Raw genomic sequence first — 18,067 nt, 5'->3', positions numbered from 1 at the left:
CAGAAATCCGAAAACTTACTTAGTGGCAGCTTCGTAACGCTCCAGGACGTAGTCCCAGTTGATCAGGCTGTCGACAAAAGCTTCGAGGTACTTCGGACGGGCGTTGCGGTAGTCGATGTAGTAGGAATGTTCCCACACGTCGACGCCGAGGATCGGCGCTGCGCCGTGAACCAGCGGGTTTTCGCCGTTCGGGGTTTTGGAGATTTCAAGCTTGCCATCCTTGACGGACAACCAGGCCCAGCCGGAGCCGAACTGCGTGGTGCCGGCAGCGATGAAATCAGCCTTGAACTTGTCGTAACCGCCGAGGTCGGAAGCGATCGCGCTTTCCAGCTTGCCGGGCAGCTTGTTGCCGCCGCCATCCTTCTTCATCCACTTCCAGAAATGGACGTGGTTGTAGTGCTGGGCCGCGTTGTTGAAGAGGCCGGCATTGGTGCCGAACGACTTCTTGACGACTTCTTCCAGCGAAAGGTCGGCAAGACCGGCTTCAGCGGCCAGCTTGTTGCCGTTATCGACATAGGCCTTGTGGTGCTTGTCGTGGTGATACTCGAGTGTTTCCTTCGACATGAAGGGCACGAGAGCCTCGTAATCATAAGGGAGTTCTGGAAGTTCAAAAGCCATGATCTTACTCCTTGGGCAAAAACAAGCTGGGTGAAGGTGAGCGGGAACATAGGTGTCTGGCGGCACCGTGGCAACGGTTGCGAGACCAAAATTCTGGCAAAAATCAATGCTCCGGCGGTGTATCGTTCTTTCGTAACGCCCGTTCGTGGAACATCGTTCCCGGCTTTGTCGGTGCGGCCGCAATCACCGCCAAAATCCTGCACGCCGCCACGTGATTGCCGCACAGTCATGGCAATGACGGCAACCCGAATGGAGGATGTGATTCGATGAAAATTGCCTTTTCGGCTTTGTCTGTTCTGGCCGCCACGCTGGCCTTCACCTCGCCCGTCCATGCCTCTTCTGACGGAGCCTGGGCCGAGTTTGCGGCCTCGGTCGAAAAGGCCTGCATCAAAACCGCCGCCAGCCAGATTGAAAAAGGCCGCGCCGTTGTCGATCCCTATGGCAGCGAGAAATACGGAATGGCCATCGTCACAGGCCGCCCCAGCGGCGTGCCGAAAACAAAGAAAATCGCCGATATCAGCGTCATTTGTGTCTACGACAAGAAGACAAAACTGGCCGAAGTCGGTGGTGAAATCGAGATCGGCAAGGTGACGGCAGCGCCCAAGTCGCGCTGACCGGCCTGTGATCAGCTGATCAGATGGCGCGGCATCTCGACGTACCGCTCTCCACGCGGTAGGTCGGATTGCATGATCGCCGCATATGAAAAAACCGCCAGACCACTCTTTTCCGCGTTCCTGTTCCCGGCGGCGCTGGCATTTTCCCAGCCAGCGTCGGCACAGGACGCAGAACACGGTCGACAGGTCTATCGCGTTTGTCTGCCCTGCCATGTGCCGGACGCCTATACCAACAAGCTCGGCCCCTCTCTGAAGGGCGTTTTTGGCCGCACAGCCGGCAGCGTCGCAGGGTTCCGCTATTCTCAGGCGATGCGCGACGCCGGTGCCGGCGGGCTTTTCTGGGACGAAAAAAACCTGTCGGAATTTCTATCAAGCCCGAAGGGAAAGGTGCCGGGCACCAGCATGCGTTTTTGGGGCTTTTGGAGTCAGTCGGAAATCGACGACGTCATCGCCTATCTGAAAACCATCCCCTGACGACCTTCAGCTTTTCGGCAAATCAAAAAAGGATTAGTAGTCAGCTTTGCGCATGGTTGCGCACTTATCAAAGGCATCATTGATTTTACGACTGGCGATTTGAATTCACGAAGGATATTTCAATGCTGGACGGAATGCATGATGACGCACATTTCCGAAGCGATCGTGCTGACGATCATTTCGATGACGCCGATGCGCTCCCCTCATCCGGATCGCTCGATGACCTTCTGGCCGAGTTGATCTCGCAAGCTCCGGAAATCTCGCTCTCCTCCATCACCCCGGCATTCGATAATCCGAGCGCAGGCTCGAATGATGCGGTCTTTCCCGAGGCCATGATTGTCGAGGCGGTGCGAACAGGCAGCGTATTGGCCGACGCAACCGTTGGTGAGCCGCTCGCAGCGGTGACACCGAAGCGCACGGAACCGGTAGCAATCGACGTTGCCGACACAGCTTTGCCTGAAGAACCGGAGCCGGTTTCGCAGGTGACCGCGGAGCCAATGCCAGTCCGCGTCTACAGCATCAGCGACCTGATGCTGTTCGAGCGCCTGACAAGCTATCGGCTGGTGGCACAGCGGCAGCTCTGGCGCTCGGTCGACAAGGAAGGCAACCGGGCAACGGCCGGCGACCGGCTTTTCACCGTTCTCGCCGAAGAAGCGTTTCAGCTGGCCGACAGACAGCGCCGCAACGGTCCCTCACCACATGCCGATCTGACTGTCAGGGATATTGCCGAGGCCATGAAGCCAATGCGCGCCATTGCTGCGCATCTGGGCGAACGCGGCCACCAGGCGGCTGACCGCCTTGAAGCCGTGCTGACGGCAGCGCTGAACTGGCACCGGCGCGCAGCCTGATCCTACTTCCGTGCCGCCGACGCTGAGCAGCCATCTTGAGCTGTTCGTTTGGCCTAAATTATTATATGCCTATTGCCTAATGTTTAAATTGTGCAACCTAGGATGTGGTTTCGTTCCGGGAGCATGGCACGGGCGACAAGGCGAATGAACATCCCTCCAGCGTGGCGACGCTGGCGGCTCTCGAAATGGCAATGGAGAATTTGCCGGTTGCCGTTGCGATCTTCGAGTTCGAAGGCAAGCCGGTTTACGCCAACCGTTGTTTTCGGCTGCTTCATGACATCGATAATCGCTGGGTCACCGGGCTTGAGACATTTACGGATCTGGTCGAAACAGACCGTATGTCCGACTGGAAGCAGGACCCCAAAACCTTCTTCGAAAACGTCCAGCGAGAACTGGCCGCGGGACGTAGCGTGCAGGCGCAGATCGAGGTTGGCGACAAGATCATCGCCGTGCATGACACGCTGCTCGATGGTCGCTACATACTGACCACGCAGCAGGATATTACCGCCCGCGTACAGGCGGAACAGCGCGTTTCCTATCTCGCGCATCACGATCCGCTCACCGATCTTCCGAACCGAACGCATTTTTCCGCGCGGCTGGCAAACCTGATCGAGGAAAGCCGGGTAACCCGGCGGAGCTTCGGCGTGTTGAGCTTCGACGTCGACCGTTTCAAGGATATCAACGATCTGTTCGGTCACAATGCCGGCGATATTGTCCTGACCGAACTGGCACTGCGGTTGAAACGCGTCCTTGGGCAGCAGGACATGGCAGCACGGCTGGGCGGTGACGAGTTTACGGTCATCAGCGCCGGCGAAGGCCAGCCGGAAGCGGTGACACGGCTGGCAGAAAATCTGGCGCAGGCGATGGAAGAAGAAATAGAGGTTGATGGCCGTTCGATTCGCGTGGGGTTGAGCATCGGCATCGCCATGTTTCCGCAGGATGGTGACGACGCCGTGACCCTGCTTGCCAATGCCGATGCAGCACTCTACCGCGCCAAGGCGGAAGGGCGTGGACGCTTCTGCGCCTTCAATTCCGGCATGGACCGGCGCATGCATGACCGCCGCGTCTTGCAGCAGGACCTGCGCCACGCCATAGGCCGCCGCGAACTGGCACTTCATTATCAGCCGCAGGCTTCGGTTTCAGGCGAAATTTTTGGCTTCGAGGCTCTTTTGCGTTGGCATCACCCGACCCGGGGTCTCATCACGCCAGACCATTTCGTGCCGTTGGCCGAAGAGAGCGGGCTGATCGTGGAAATTGGCCGCTGGGTGCTGCGCGAAGCCTGCCGGGAAGCCGCAAGCTGGCCGAACAGGCTGAAGATCGCCATCAACATTTCGCCGATCCAGTTCCGTCAGGAGGATCTTGTCAGCGATGTTCACACGGTTCTGCTGCAGACGGGCCTTGCGCCCGAGCGACTGGAACTGGAGGTGACGGAAGGGGTGCTGGTGCAGGATTTCGCCCGCGCCTTACAGATCCTGCGGGGCCTCAAAAGCCTCGGCGCACAGATCGCCATGGATGATTTCGGCACCGGTTATTCGTCGCTCTCCTACCTTCAGGCATTTCCCTTCGATACCATCAAGATCGACAAGTCCTTCACCGCAAAGCTCAACGCAGATTCGAGTGCCGATGAGATCGTTCGCGCGGTCATCGGGCTCGGCCGCGGGCTGAACATCCCGATCGTTGCCGAAGGCGTGGAAACGGAAGAACAGCGCGCCTTTCTGGAAGAGGCACAATGCCAGCACATCCAGGGTTATCTGATCGGCAAGGCCGAACCGATTGCCGAATATTCCGGGCTGACGGGCGCCGACCAGACCGCCGCTCCACCCGCTCCGCAGACGACATCGGCCACAATCACGCACCTGCGCCGTCGCTGAGCGCGGATCAGATCACCTCATGATGCGTTATCGTTGAACGGAGTGGTCACTGACCGCTCTCTATCGCGCGCCTTGCCTTTCATCGTAAACCACTGGTCAGGCAAGGTGCGGGTAGTCCGCCTCGACTGCACACAAGGTTTTATCATGACGGTTTCAAACAGCTCCTTCCTCGTCATCCTGCTGCATGGTGTCGGCTCCAACGGTGCCGACCTCGCACCACTCGGCAAAAGCTGGGCGCCGAGACTGCCCGGCGTCACCTTTGTTGCCCCGAATGCGCCCGAACCATCGAATTTCGGCTCCGGTTATCAATGGTTCAGCGTTGCCGGTGTGACCGAAGAAAACCGCCCTGCCCGCATCACATCAGCGCGCCCCTCTTTCGATGCGGTGATTTCCGGCATCGTTCAGGAACATGGCTTTGGCGACCGCCTTGATCGGGTCGTGCTGGTCGGTTTTTCGCAAGGAACGATCATGTCACTCGATGCCGTGGCGAGTGGCCGTTGGCCCGTTGCAGCCGTGATCGGCTTTTCCGGCAGGCTCGCAACCGAGAAGCCACTGACACCGGCAAAGGAAACAAAAATCCTGCTCGTGCACGGCACGTCGGACGGTGTCATCCCCTCATGGGAAACAGAGAAAGCGCAGACGGAACTGACTGCCGCGGGTCTCGACATAGAAACAGTGATCGAGCCCGGACTTGGACACACGATTTCGATCGGCGGTGCGGATCGCGCATGCGACTTCCTCGAAAAGCTGGTGAAGGGCTGAAGGCTGTCCGCTGACTTTCTGGTGTGACGAGATCGCAGCACGGAAATCAAAACATGACAAAAGCAGTAATATTTTGATTTTGCGAGATTGCCTTGGTCAAATCGGCCTGATAGTCGCTCGATCATGCAATCGGCCCTTACACCGGACCTGCTTGGCACTTTTCTAAGTCTGCGCAAGCGCCTGCTCTCCACCATTTCGCGGCTGGTGCATTCGCACGCGACCGCGGAAGATCTGGCACAGGATACGTTCCTGCGGCTATGGGAACGGCGCGCGGTATCCATCGATCCGGGGCATCTGCAGAATTACGTCCTGCGCACCGGCCGCAACCTCGCCATCGACTTCCAGCGCCGAGAACGGATCGCACCATTCGTGCACGGGATCGAGCATCTGGAGTTTGTCGCCGATACGGTGCCGACGCCTGAAGATACGGCAATAGCGCGACAGAAAGTGCAGGCGCTGTCTGCAGCCATCGAAGCTCTCCCCCCACGCGCGCGTCAGGTTTTCACCATGGCTCGTATCGATGGCCTGACCTATGTCGAAATCGGCAAGGCGCTTGGGATTTCACCTAAAACCGTGTTCAGCCATATGGTGACCGCCCTCGAAAAGCTGGATTCTTCCTGCCATCCGGATCAGGAATGACAAAGATCGGATAGCGACCAAGGTTTTTGGCATCGCTGATCGTATTACAGGCATGGATGGCTGCGGCGGGTGACGCACGGAGGCGCAATGGGCAACAGCACGCAGACGGAAATGCCGGACGGTGTCAGCGACAGCGTGGCGCACGAGGCCGCGACCTGGTTTGCACATCTGCTCGATCCGGCCACCCCGCAATCGGATTACGCCCGTTTTCGCCAGTGGCTGCAAGCGGACGAGCGCCACGCCATGGCCTATGCCCGGATAGAAAGCCTGTGGGGACAGGCGGCAGCGGAACCACGGCGGGCCAACGCCGGAGGCAATCGCCGTACATTCATAAAAACGGCCGGCGGGGTTCTGTTGCTGGCCGGTATCGGCACGGCCTGGACCTCGGGTGGCAGGCGGCCCGATTTTTCGACCGGAAAGGGTGAAATTCGCACCGTATCACTGCCCGACGGCTCAACCGCGGAACTGTCGGCCGGAAGTGCCATATCGCTGGATTTCCGCCCATCCGAACGCCATGTCATCCTGCATGCCGGCGAAGCCTATTTTACGGTGACACCGGACGCCGGGCGGCCTTTCGTCGTGGAAGCCGGCTCGCTGGAGGCAACCGCGCTTGGCACAGCCTATTCCGTTTCCATCGCGCCAGAACGGCTGAGCGTCGCCGTCACCGAGCACGATGTCCGCGTCGAGGCCGCCGGCCAGCGGCTGGAACTGCATGAAGGCGATGCCGTCGACTACGAAAACGGCAGGCTCGGCAAGGTCGTCAGGGAAGAGACGGAAGGGCGCCTCGGCTGGCGCAGCCGCCAGCTCGTTTTTCTGTCCCGCCCGCTCGGCGAGGTTATCGCGGAACTCAATCGCTGGCGTTCGGGACGCCTCATGGTGCTGGATCCGACACTTGCCAACCGACGCGTGACGGCGATCATCGACGTCAACGATATCAGCCGCATAGACCGCACGCTCGAACAGGGGCTGCCCATCACGCTGACGAGCTACACACCGCTGCTCACCGTCGTCTCCGAGCGCCGTTAGGGCATCTCATTTGACCTTCGGGGAATGAACCGCCGGCGAAATTTCCGCTGGAATTGGACATATATAGGCCTGTCCATCCGTCTTTTCCGCCCATTCCGCCTTGGCTGCCGCCAGAAGCTCCGGGGAAGTCATCAGCGAAAGGCCTGTCGTGGCAATCGCCTTGGCGGCATGCGCCATGGCCTTGTGAGCGCCGGCGCTTTTGCCCTGTGCCACCACCTGCCACGTATGCGGGTTGGTGCCGATCGCCCAGGTCGGCGTCCAGCATTGCGCCGTCGGCGTCACCCAGCTGACATCGCCGACATCCGTCGAGCCGGCACGAAAATGCGAATGGCCCTCGAACTCGCGCAGGCCCAGATGCAGCGGCGTCGCGCCATCGACCCTGGCATTGGAAAAGACGTCGCCCTTGATCTGGTAAAGCCGGATGCTGCTTTTGATCGCTTCTTCGGTAAACGTGTCCTGGATCGATTTGGCAAAATCGAGATCAGCCTCATCGAAAGCGATTGGTCCCAGCGCTACCATGTTTTCATGCATCGCGGTTTCGAGCGTGATGTTGGGCAAAAGATTGGTGGAAGCGGTGTCGAAGACGATCTCCACGTCCGTTTCGGTCATCATCGCGGCGCCGCGTGCCACCTTGTCGACGCGTTTGACGAGATCCAGTGCCTGCGGCATTTCAGGCGCCCGGATCAGATAGACCACTTCCGCCTGGGCCTGCACGACATTGGCGGCGCGTCCACCGGTATCGGTAATCGCGTAATGGACGCGGCAATCCTGCGGCATGTGCTCGCGCAGAAAATTGACGCCAACATTCATCAGTTCCACCGCGTCGAGTGCCGAGCGCCCGAGATGGGCCGCGTTCGACGCATGGGCGGCAACACCCTTGAAGCGGTAGAAATATTCGAGAACCGCAAGATTGTTGGTGGAGCGTACGCCGTTGAACGGGGCGGGATGCCAGGTCAGTGCCGTATCGACATCATCGAACAGGCCAGCGCGCACCATGAATGTCTTGCCGGAGCCGCCCTCTTCGCCGGGGCAGCCGTAATAACGCACGGTGCCGGCAATGCTGTTATCCTTCAGGTGGCGGGCAAGGGCGATGGCCGCCATCAGCGAGCCGACGCCCAGAAGATTATGGCCGCAGCCATGGCCGGTGCCACCGGAGGCAAGCGGCCGATGTTCGGCAATGCCGGCTGCCTGGCTCATGCCGGCCAGCGCATCGAACTCGCCGAGAATGGCGATCACCGGCTGGCCTTGGCCGAATTCGCCGATGAAGGCGGTCTCCATGCCGGCAACGCCACGCGTTACAGCAAAACCGTTGGCCTCCAGAGTTTCCGCCAGAAGACCGGAGGATTGTTTTTCGTCGAATTTCAGTTCGGCGAAATCCCAGATACTGTCGCTGAGGCTGGTAAATTGCGGTTTCATCTTCTCGATCGCCTCGGCGATCGAGGTCACGGCGTCGCGGTTCATGGGCGTCCTCGCGGTCTGTTTGCGCCCGTTTCAAGGCGCGTTTTTCCTGCCGGCAGTCAAACGGCCGGATCAGATATCGATTTGGGTTTGTGTGCCGCGCCGGCATTCACCGCCGGCGCGGTAAAAGCGATCAGTTGTCGACCGAAACTTCCCAAAGACGGGCGTTGGACTGCCAGACAGGCTGGCCTTTCAGCTTCTTCGTCGCGCCCCAGACATCGACCATGTCGTAAAGGAAGATGCCCGGCATTTCCTTCAGCATCAGTTCGTGAAACTCGTCAAAGATCTTCTGGCGCTTTTCCTGATCGGCCTCCGCGTAAGCGGCATTCATCAGCTCGACGGCCTTCGGATCGTCCCACATCAGCGAGGCGTTCTTGTCCTTGTTGCCGACATAGAAAGCATACATCAGGGCCGGATCGAGACGCGGCGCGACCGACTGCGAGATCACCTGATAATTGCCGAAGCGACGGCGATCGACCTGCGTGGCATAATCCAGCACTTCGATCTGCACGTTAAGGCCCGCCTGCTGCATCATCGCCTGCGCCATGACGGCAGCCGGGAAGCTCGGCACGTTGCCGCGCTTGTTGGCGATGATCGAGATCGGCTCGCCCTTATAACCGGCAGCCGCCAGTTCCTTCTTGGCCGCTTCGATATCGTAAGGCAGGCGCGTCTTCTGGGTGTCGTTGAAATAGACACTGTCCTGCGAAACCATCGAGCCATTCGCCTCGCCGGTGCCGTTGGATGCGGCAGCGACCAGTTCATCGAGATCAAGCGCCATAGCCATGGCGCGACGGACGCCCGGATTGCTGAGCAACTTGTCGCGCGTCTGGATGTAGAAGAGGTTCTTGCCGTTGTTGCGCGACACGATCAGCTGCGTCTTGTCGTTCGACTTGAATTCGGGGATCAGATCCGGCGAGATTTCGGCCGTATCGAGCACGCCGGATTCGAGACCGGCCTTCACGGTCGAGGCATCCGGGATGACCATGAACTTGATGCCGTCGGCCAGCGGCCGTTTCGAACCGACCATGCCATCCGGCTTGCCATCGTTTTGCGGAGAAACGTAATCAGCGAATTTTGCGAGGTGGATATATTCGCCCTTCTTCCATTCGTCCCACTGGAACGGGCCGGTGCCGATCGGCTTGACGAAGCTGCCATCGGCGGCAATCGAGTCCGGCGAGATCATGCCGGTATAACCGCATTCAGGCCGCGACATCAGGCCAAGGAAAACGGCGGAGGGCTTTTCCAGTGTAATAGAAACCGTTGACGCATCGACAGCCTTCACCTCCGATACCGGTGCAGCGCCGCCCTTGGCGAAATCGTTGAGGCAGGTCCATTTGGTCTCAGGCTTGAGATAACGCGTCCAGTTCCAGACGACGTCATCAGCCGTCAAAGTCTTGCCGTTGTGGAATTTCACATCCGTGCGCAGCTTGAACGTATAGGTCAGGCCATCGGCAGAGGTTTCGAAACTTGCGGCCAGAAGCGGTTTCACCTCACCGCTGTTGTTGTAGCCGACCAGACCTTCAACGATGTGCAGGATGACGCCATCGGTATTGCCGTCGCGGTTCACTCCGGGATTGGCGCTGCGCAGGTCGGAACTCTGCGCGATGGTGATGTCGCGCGCAGCAGAAATACTGGTCATAACAAGCAGAGCGGTGCCTGCCAGAAGAAGCTTTTTCATTGTTCTACCCTCTTTTGCTATTGTTGATTTTTATGACTGGAAACCGTTCCAGCAGGCCTGCGCCAGCCGGCCGATCGTTTCGAGCGAAACCGTATATCCCGGCGTACCATCGGCCATGACCTGCGGCACATCATCGGTATAGGCGGTGATGATGAAAAACGGCGCGCCCTTGTTGTAGACGATGCCCGCATCCATGCGCCCACGCTTGCCGCGACCGCTCTTGCTGGCAACGACAGCCTCGAATGGCAGGCGCGAGCGGATGCCGTATCGCAGAATCTGATGCTTCAACGTTTCCATGGCAAAGGCACACAGTTGCGCGCTGCATCCGAGTTTGTTCTGCGCCTCGGCGGAGGATTGCGCATCGAGAATGGTCTGCAGCAGAAGCACCTGATCGGCAGCAGAGGTGGTCGTCACCGTCGTCAGCGCATGATCGGCCGGCAGGGCAAGCGGCGGAATGAGAAAACGGTGATGGGTGTTGGCCATGCCAAGCGCCTTGCAGTAGCCGTCCACCTCTTCCAGTGTCAGCCGCTCCAGCACCATTTTCGTGCAGACATTGTCGCTCAGCGTCATCATGCCGGTGATCGCGTCGCGCAGCGAAATGACGATGCCCGGCGTCATGTAGCGGAACATGCCGCTGGCGACTTCCTTGGACAACCGCTCCTCATAGGTGACCGGCTCGTCCAGATTAAGCCGCCCTTCATGAGCCGCCTTGAGTGCAGCCATCATGATCGACGTCTTGCGCGTGCTGCCGGAGGGGGTCTCCTCATCTGCGCCGCGGCGAATTTCCTCGCCGGTCAGCAGATTGCGCACCATAAAGCGGGTGACAAAGGGCTGTGCATCGCAGATCGCGTACAGTTGCTCGGAAATGCTCATCGTGTTCATCCTGTTAAATGTCCTTTTCCAGACGCCATTTGAGCGTCACGCCACCACGCTCGTTCTGGTCGAGCGCCGGGATGGCCGAGAGGAGACGGCGGGTATAATCCTGTTGCGGATTGTCGAAGATCGCATCGCGATCCCCCTCTTCGATGATGCGACCGTCCTGCATGACAACGACACGATCGGCCACCTGCTCGACGACGCCGAGGTCGTGACTGATGAACAGGCAGGAAAAGCCGTAACGCTTCTGCAGATCGGAAAAGAGATCGAGCACTTGCGCGCGTACCGTCACATCGAGCGCCGATACCGGTTCGTCGGCGATCAGGAAACGCGGCCGGCGGGCGATCGCACGGGCAATGGCCACGCGCTGCCGCTGGCCGCCGGACAGTTCGTGCGGATAACGGCTGGCATAATCGGCGTTAAGGCCGACCTCCTCCAGCGTTTCCAAGGCACGTTTGCGCTTGGCGGCGCCATCCAGATCCGGCACGAGACGCAGGGCTTCCTCGACCAGCGCAAGGATGGTCATGCGCGGATCGAGCGAGGAATACGGATCCTGAAACACCATCTGGCAGTTCATCCGGTAATCCTGCCAGTCCTCGTCACGCGCGCGGCCCTGGAAACGGATCTGGCCTTCGTTTTCCTTCACCAGTCCTGCGATGGTGCGGCCAAGCGTCGTCTTGCCCGAGCCGGACCCGCCGACAAGCGCAACGACCTCGCCTTCATGGATATCGATGCTGACGCCGTGCAAAGCGCGCTTGGGCTTGGCCTTCTTCAGCAGCGACTTGCGGCCCGCATAATCGACGACGATGTTCTGGGCCGAGACCATGGGCTGTTTCGACATGTCGAGCGCACGGGCTTCACCGCGGAAGGGCAGCGAGGAGAGCAGCTTCTTCGTATAAGGGTGCTGCGGGGCATCCAGCAGATCTTCGGTGCGCCCCTGTTCGACGATCGCGCCTTTTTCCATCACGACGATGCGGCTGGTATAACGTGCCACCATCGGCAGGTCGTGGCTGATCAGCAGCACGGCTGTGCCTTCGGCGCGCGTCAGCTCCACCATCAGTTCCATGACATCGCGCTGGATGACGGCATCAAGCGCGGTGGTCGGTTCGTCGGCAATCAGCAGCGCCGGCTTCAAAAGCATGACGGAAGCCAGCATGATACGCTGGCGCATGCCGCCGGAAAACTCGTGCGGATAGGCGGCAAGCGCGCCTTCCGGCTCGCGGATGCCGACACGTTTGAGCATGTCGAGAATACGGGCGCGACGCTCCTCGGGCGAAAATTTCGTGTGGAGGATCAGTCCTTCCTCCAACTGCCGGCCGATCGTCATCGATGGGTTGAGCGAGGTCATCGGCTCCTGAAAGACCACCCCGACCTCGGCTCCGCGCAGGCGGCGCAAGTCCCTGTCCTTCATCTTGAGGACATCCTGCCCCTTGTAACTGACCGCTCCGCCGGTGACCTTGATGGCGGGCGGCAGAAGCGAAATCAGGGCGCGGGTGGCCAGCGTCTTGCCAGAGCCGCTTTCGCCGACGATCCCGAAAATTTCGCCCGCCGCGATGTCGAAGGAAATGCCTTTGACCACTTCGAGGCCTGTGTGGGCGACTTCGAGCGAGAGACCGCGAACGCTCAGCAGTGTATTGTCTGTCATTTCAGGCCTCTCATGCGCGGGTCGAGGCGGTCGCGAAGGGCGTCGCCGAGGAGGTTGATGCCGAGCAGGGTCAGCGCGATGCAGATGCCGGGGAAAAGGCCGAGCCAGACGGCCTGCTGGATGAACGGCCGGCCGGCGGCCAGCATGTTGCCCCATGTGGGCGCCGGCGGCGGCACGCCGAGACCGAGGAAGGAAAGCGCGCTTTCCGACAGGATGGCCCAGCCGAACATAGATGTGGCCAGCACCGTGATCGGCGCGAGGCAGTTGGGCAGGACATGACGGAACAGCGTGAACAGTTCGCCATTGCCCATGACCCGCGAGGCTTCGATGAACTCGCGCTCCCGCAGCGAGAGCACGGCACCGCGCACCACGCGGGCCATCGACGGCGTGTAGGCGATGCCGAGCGCAAAAATGATGCCGTACTGGTTGGCGCCGAAGACGGCGAGCAGGCCAAGCGCCAGAAGAATGCCCGGAAAGGCCAGAAGCGCGTTGTTGATGGCCATGATGACGCCATCGATCCAGCCGCGTGCATAACCGCTGACAAGGCCGATGAGTGTGCCGAAGATAGTGGCGAAACTGACGGTCAGAAAGCCGATCCAGACGCTGGCCTGCGCGCCGACCATCAGGCGGCTCAGCACATCCCGACCGAATTCGTCGGTTCCGAGCAGATGCAGGGCGCTCGGTGCGGCAAGACGGGCGGTGAAGGACAGCTTCATCGGATCGAACGGTGTCCAGACGAGGCCGAGGGCGGCACTGGCCAAAAGCACGGCGATCAGAATGCCGCCGATGAGGCCATTGAGACTGATCTTTTTCATTCGGCAACCACACGCGGATCAAAGAGAGGATAGAGCAGGTCGACAAGGAGATTGACCAGCACGTAGGACAGGGCCACGAACAGCAGGCAGCCCTGGATCACCGGGTAGTCGCGGGCAAAAATGCTGTCGACCATCAGGCGGCCGAGACCCGGTATGGTGAAGACCGTTTCGATCACCGCGATACCGCCCAGCAGATTGCCGAGGATCAGGCCGATCATCGTCCATGTCGGTCCAAAGGCGTTCTTGAAGGCATGCCGCCACAAAACGGCGCTTTCCGAAAGGCCCTTGGCGCGCGCGTGGGTGATATAGTCGAGCCGCAGCACTTCCAACGTTGAGGCGCGCGCCATGCGGATCAGCACGCCCGCCTCATGGATGACCAGCGTCATTACCGGCAACACGAGATAAAGCAGACCACCGACAACATTGTCCCCGATCGAGACATAGCCGAGAACGGGTAGCCAACCGAGCTTCAAGCCGAATAACAGCAGCAGCAACAGGCCGAGCCAGAAGGTGGGGATAGACAGGAGCACCGTTGCGGTGCCCACCAGCGCCAAGTCCGTCGCACTGTTCTGGCGCCACGCGGCGATGACACCGGCAGGCACGGCGATCAGGCTGGCCAGCAGCACGGCAATCACGACGATTTCGGCGCTGACCATGAAACGCGAGACGACGAGCGGCAAGACCTCCTCGTCATTGACGATGGAACGCCCGAAATCACCCTGCAGGACGTTACCGGCCCAGATGACGAATTGCTGCGGCATCGACTTGTCGAGACCGAGTTCGGTGCGCATTGCGGTAATCTGCTCCGGCTGCGCCATATCGCCCAGCATCAGGGCTGCGGGATCACCGGGAATGAAGCGGATCAGCGCAAAAACCGTGATCGAGACAAGCACGATCGTCGGCAGCGCCATCACAAGACGGCTCAGGATAAATCTCAGCATGTTTTCCCCACGATTGAAGGCGGACTTTCCATTTCCGCCAGCATCGGTTTCGTTATGCGAGACTATGATTGGATGACGACTGAAGCGCAATACTATGCGTTTTCGTCATACATCTATGCGCATCGAGAGATATGAAAGCACAATGAAAAATCGCATTCTCTAGGCTTAGATATCTGTTATTATTCGATTTTTTGCGAAAGCAGAATTTGCCGCTGGAGAGCATCACTCAAGGCCTGCGCCGCAATGGACAGCGGAACCCCGGCCGCTCGTGCCAGACCGAAATCCTGAGTGGCTTGCGGAACGAACGGCCTTTGCACGACCGGAAGATGCCGATAGAGATTGGCGTAAAAACTGCTGATGATGGACACACCCAACCCTTGCGCAACATAGGCGCAGGCCGAGCTGTTGGTATGAGTCTCGATCTTCACCATCTGTTTCACGCCCGCACGCGCAAATGTCTGGTCGAGCGCCATGCGGTTTGGCCTCTGCCGACCGATCAGCACCAGCGGCACATTGCGAAGATCCTTTGCGGAAATTTCATCGCGTTCCGCCAGCGGGTGATCCTTCGGCACGACGCAGACGCTTTTGCCGCTCGCGACCTTTTCCACCACGATGCCCGGTCCCGTCTCTCCCTCCATACGAAGGAAGCCGATATCGATCACCCGCTCGCCGACCAATTTGTTGATTGCAGTCGTCGTTTCGAAAAAGGTTTCGATGCGCACACCGGGGAAATCGCGGATGTAATCGACCAGCATGGCCGGGGCAAAGTTTTCCCACATGCTGCTCGGCAGGCCGATACGCACGATTTCCGGCCCCGACGCACCGCTGCGCAGGTCTTCCGCATGGCCGGACATGCGGTCGACGGCAAGCAGGATGTTTTCCGCATCACGACCGAGCGCAAGTGCTTCCGGCGTGGCGATAAGGCGTCCCTTGTCGCGCGCAAACAGCGTGATCGAGAGGTCCTGCTCCAGCTGCTGTAACATACGGCTGACACCGGACTGGCTCAACCCCATAGCCTTTGCCGTTGCGATCGTCGAGCCGGTGGCCAAAAGCGTGCGCAGCACTTCGAGTTGCTTGATGTTCATGTGGCGGATGCTCTTGCAGGGGTGGGCATTGGCCGGAGAGAGTAGTGCCGGGCGACGACGTCCTCAAGCCCGGCAATACGCTCTTCTCGCCCCCCCTATGCCCGCCACGCTTCAGGCATCGACGGCAGTTCGCGCCAGAAATTCGCGAATGGCGCCAATAACCTGTTCATGCGCTTCCACATGGACTGCATGATTGGCGCCAGGCACTTCGAAAAACTCACCCTTCGGAACGCTTTCGGCAATCAGCCTCGAATGATTTGGCGGGCAGATCCAGTCTTCGGCGCCGCAGACGACCAGCGTCGGTACCGGAATATCCTTCAGCCGGTCGCGCAGATCATAGAGCCGTTCCTTGAAAAGCGCATTATGCGTTTCGGCATGCAGGTGCATGGTGCGGGTGCGCTCAAGTGCTGCATCGGGATCGAATTTTTCGTAATAGAGCGGCTGCAAGGCCAGCCAGATCAGCCGCAATTCGGTATCGTCGATCACCTTGTCGGAAAACATCTTGTCGAGCATGCCCAGCGACGCGCTCGGTGCCTTATGGATGCGCTCCTTGAAGACGACCATGGCATCGTCCTCGTGGTGATAGCTGGCCGCCGTGCCGCGCAGGATGAGACGCGAGAGATTGTGCCCGTATTTGACCGCATAGGTGAGCGCGATCATGCCGCCGAAGGAACCGCCTTCGAGGATGATCTTCTTCCCCCCGCAGAGATTGACGCGAAAGGCCTCGACGTCATCGGCCAGCTGCTCGAACGTATAGGGCGGCGTCAGGCTCGTCTCACCGCAGCCGCGCTGATCATAAGCGATCACCCGATATCTGTCCGACAGCACCTTGTAGGCGTTAAACTCGCCCTTGCGATCGCCGATGCCGCGGCCGCCATGCAGGGCGATGATGGTTTCGGCGGCCGGATCGCCGGCCTCGTCGTAGACAAAGGTTGCGTCGTTGAGGGTCACTGTCGGCATGGGATGCGTCCTCTTTGTGCTGTCATGCGAGTTTGGATTGAGCGTCGAGCTGTTCGGCGATCATCTGGTCGATACTGTTTTCGACCACCGTCATCGGAACCGGGCCGAGTGCCAGAATGCGGTCATGGAAAGCGCGGATATCGAAGGCCGGTCCAAGCAGTTTCTCGGCTTTTTCGCGGGCACGCTCGATCGCCATCATGCCGAGATAATAACCCAGCGCCTGACCGGGCCAGCTGATATAACGCTTCAGTTCGGCTTCGATGACCGGCAGCGGCAGGCCGGTCTTCTCAGTCATGTAATCGCGGGCGCGGTCATAATCCCACCCCTTAGCATGAACGCCGACATCGACGACCATCCGCACCGCGCGCAGGGTCAGCAGGCTCCACATGCCGAACAGATCATAAGGCGTCTCGTAGATGCCCATCTCGACGCCGAGCCGCTTTTCGCAATAAAGCGCCCAGGCATTGCCATAGGCGATGGCGTAGGTCTGCGAGCGGAAGGCCGGCCGTGCATCGTTTTCGGCGGCAAGCGACATCTGGAAGCAATGGCCGGGCACCGCCTCGTGCAGGGTCAGCACCGGCAGGATGTAAAGCGGCCGGGCGGCAAGATTGTGGGTGTTGAGCAGGTAAAGGCCCGGCGCGCCGGTGCCCATCGGATAGGTCGGTGCAATACTGTCCGGCACCGGCTCGATGGCAAAACGGCGACGCGGCAGAAGGCCGAAAAATCGGTCGAGTTTTGCCTCGACCTTCTTGGTGATCCAGGCGGCCCGCATCAGCAGATCCTGCGCCGAGACCGGATAAAATTGCGGATCGTTCTTCAAGAAGGCCAGAAATTCTGGCAGCGTTCCGTCGAAACCGCTGGCGCGCATTGCCTGCAGCATCTGGGCACTGCAGGTTTCGACTTCGGCAAGCCCGAGGTCGTAGATATCGTCCGCCTGCATGTCGAGCGTGGTGAACTCGCGCACCTTGGCGTCATAATAGGCCTGTCCATCCGGCAGTTCTGTCGCGGCGATCGGCGTGACTGCACCAGCCGCATAGACATCGCGCATGAAAACCAGAAGCCGCGCATAGGCGGGCAGAACGGCGTCGGCTATCGCGACGCTGGCCTGCTGCGCGAGGTCATCCCGCACAGCGACCGGCACGGACTGAGGAAATGCACGGAATGGCTGAAAATAATCGGTGTCATCCAGGGCCTGCGCGAGCACCGCCTCGATCGTTCGGATGGCCGCCGGCAGGATGATCGCCGGTTGGCTGAAACCACGCGCCAGCCCGGCCTGCATATTGGCGATCGCCTCGTCGAAATAGCGCGGCATGTCGCGCATCAGGCCAATCGCGTCCCGATATTTGCGCTCGCTGTCAAAAGCCTCCTCGCGGATGGAGGCAGCGGTATCGTCCCAGAAACTGGTAGAACCGTTGAACGGCCGCTCGTAATCGCGAAACACCTGAGACAGCCGCAGGGCTTCCACCTGCTGGCGCAGCACAAGCCGGTCCTCGCGACCGGTCGGCGACAGTGCATCCGCGTCCAGTTCATGCAGCTCGCAGAGAACCGACGTCCAGAATGCCAGCTTTTCCGCTTGGCTTGCCGGATCAATGTTTGGAAGCACGCCCCTCAGTGGGACATATGCACCGAGTTCACGCACCACATGCTGACGCCGGAACGACCATTCGCGCGCTGCAATATCGGCAAGCATCCGGTCGGCGGGAAAATCGACAGTCGGCATGGCATTCTCGGAAGTGATGGAATGGCCGCCCAAATAT

At 59.9% G+C, this 18,067-nt stretch carries 18 protein-coding genes; 8 read left to right on the top strand and 10 right to left on the bottom strand.

Annotated features, from left to right (window positions below; all coding sequences use genetic code 11):
* Window positions 1-15: 15 nt before the first annotated feature.
* A complete protein-coding gene (locus tag EDF70_RS23255; RefSeq protein ID WP_132278411.1) occupies window positions 16-618 on the bottom strand; it encodes a superoxide dismutase in 603 nt (200 codons plus the stop codon).
* An 11-nt stretch (window positions 619-629) separates the two neighbouring features.
* Here EDF70_RS23255 and EDF70_RS23250 point away from each other — a divergent pair, with 11 nt between their 5' ends.
* The 8 genes from EDF70_RS23250 (at window position 630) to EDF70_RS23215 (ending at window position 6,852) form a co-directional block, all read left to right on the top strand.
* Window positions 630-833 carry a hypothetical protein gene (locus EDF70_RS23250; RefSeq protein WP_132278409.1) on the top strand — a complete coding sequence of 68 codons (204 nt, stop codon included), beginning with the start codon at window positions 630-632 and terminating at the stop codon, window positions 831-833.
* A 51-nt stretch (window positions 834-884) separates the two neighbouring features.
* Complete coding sequence (locus EDF70_RS23245) at window positions 885-1,232, top strand: hypothetical protein (RefSeq protein WP_132278408.1); 348 nt, start codon at window positions 885-887, stop codon at window positions 1,230-1,232.
* A 72-nt stretch (window positions 1,233-1,304) separates the two neighbouring features.
* A complete protein-coding gene (locus EDF70_RS23240) occupies window positions 1,305-1,706 on the top strand; it encodes a cytochrome c family protein (RefSeq protein ID WP_132278406.1) in 402 nt (133 codons plus the stop codon).
* A 122-nt stretch (window positions 1,707-1,828) separates the two neighbouring features.
* Window positions 1,829-2,554, top strand: coding sequence for a hypothetical protein (locus EDF70_RS23235; RefSeq protein ID WP_132278404.1), 726 nt, complete (start codon window positions 1,829-1,831; stop codon window positions 2,552-2,554).
* A gap of 104 nt (window positions 2,555-2,658) precedes the next feature.
* A complete protein-coding gene (locus tag EDF70_RS23230) occupies window positions 2,659-4,425 on the top strand; it encodes an EAL domain-containing protein (RefSeq protein WP_207908303.1) in 1,767 nt (588 codons plus the stop codon).
* Between the two features lie 144 nt (window positions 4,426-4,569).
* Entirely contained in the window at window positions 4,570-5,187 is a 618-nt protein-coding gene (locus tag EDF70_RS23225) for a prolyl oligopeptidase family serine peptidase (RefSeq protein ID WP_132278402.1), read from the top strand.
* A 123-nt stretch (window positions 5,188-5,310) separates the two neighbouring features.
* Window positions 5,311-5,826: an RNA polymerase sigma factor gene (locus EDF70_RS23220; protein ID WP_132278400.1), complete on the top strand. Its 516-nt coding sequence runs from the start codon at window positions 5,311-5,313 to the stop codon at window positions 5,824-5,826.
* Window positions 5,827-5,913: 87 nt separating this feature from the next.
* Window positions 5,914-6,852: a FecR family protein gene (locus EDF70_RS23215; RefSeq protein WP_132278398.1), complete on the top strand. Its 939-nt coding sequence runs from the start codon at window positions 5,914-5,916 to the stop codon at window positions 6,850-6,852.
* 6 nt (window positions 6,853-6,858) lie between these two features.
* On the opposite strand, the gene EDF70_RS23210 is transcribed toward EDF70_RS23215, so the two are convergent.
* The 9 genes from EDF70_RS23210 to EDF70_RS23170 form a co-directional block, all read right to left on the bottom strand.
* Window positions 6,859-8,313 carry a M20 family metallopeptidase gene (locus EDF70_RS23210; protein WP_132278396.1) on the bottom strand — a complete coding sequence of 485 codons (1,455 nt, stop codon included), beginning with the start codon at window positions 8,311-8,313 and terminating at the stop codon, window positions 6,859-6,861.
* 130 nt (window positions 8,314-8,443) lie between these two features.
* Window positions 8,444-9,988 carry an ABC transporter substrate-binding protein gene (locus EDF70_RS23205; RefSeq protein WP_132278394.1) on the bottom strand — a complete coding sequence of 515 codons (1,545 nt, stop codon included), beginning with the start codon at window positions 9,986-9,988 and terminating at the stop codon, window positions 8,444-8,446.
* A gap of 30 nt (window positions 9,989-10,018) precedes the next feature.
* The gene (locus EDF70_RS23200) at window positions 10,019-10,861 is read right to left on the bottom strand and encodes a serine hydrolase (protein ID WP_132278392.1); all 843 of its coding nucleotides are present in this window, start codon (window positions 10,859-10,861) and stop codon (window positions 10,019-10,021) included.
* Window positions 10,862-10,874: 13 nt separating this feature from the next.
* Window positions 10,875-12,509 (bottom strand): ABC transporter ATP-binding protein, encoded by a 1,635-nt coding sequence (locus tag EDF70_RS23195; protein WP_132278390.1) that lies wholly within the window; start codon window positions 12,507-12,509, stop codon window positions 10,875-10,877.
* On the bottom strand, window positions 12,506-13,324 hold the full coding sequence (locus EDF70_RS23190; protein WP_132278388.1) for an ABC transporter permease: 819 nt from the start codon (window positions 13,322-13,324) through the stop codon (window positions 12,506-12,508). Before EDF70_RS23190 ends, EDF70_RS23195 begins: the two co-directional genes overlap by 4 nt.
* Window positions 13,321-14,265: an ABC transporter permease gene (locus EDF70_RS23185; protein ID WP_132278386.1), complete on the bottom strand. Its 945-nt coding sequence runs from the start codon at window positions 14,263-14,265 to the stop codon at window positions 13,321-13,323. The genes EDF70_RS23190 and EDF70_RS23185 overlap by 4 nt, the downstream gene beginning before the upstream one ends.
* A 179-nt stretch (window positions 14,266-14,444) precedes the next feature.
* Window positions 14,445-15,350 carry a LysR family transcriptional regulator gene (locus tag EDF70_RS23180; protein WP_132278384.1) on the bottom strand — a complete coding sequence of 302 codons (906 nt, stop codon included), beginning with the start codon at window positions 15,348-15,350 and terminating at the stop codon, window positions 14,445-14,447.
* Between the two features lie 111 nt (window positions 15,351-15,461).
* Complete coding sequence (locus EDF70_RS23175) at window positions 15,462-16,310, bottom strand: alpha/beta hydrolase (RefSeq protein WP_132278382.1); 849 nt, start codon at window positions 16,308-16,310, stop codon at window positions 15,462-15,464.
* A gap of 22 nt (window positions 16,311-16,332) precedes the next feature.
* A complete protein-coding gene (locus tag EDF70_RS23170; RefSeq protein ID WP_132278380.1) occupies window positions 16,333-18,030 on the bottom strand; it encodes a DUF885 family protein in 1,698 nt (565 codons plus the stop codon).
* Window positions 18,031-18,067 lie beyond the last annotated feature (37 nt).

The sequence above is a fragment of the Neorhizobium sp. JUb45 genome (genome assembly GCF_004343585.1).
GTDB lineage: Bacteria > Pseudomonadota > Alphaproteobacteria > Rhizobiales > Rhizobiaceae > Neorhizobium.
This window is presented reverse-complemented; position numbering and strand designations above follow the sequence as displayed.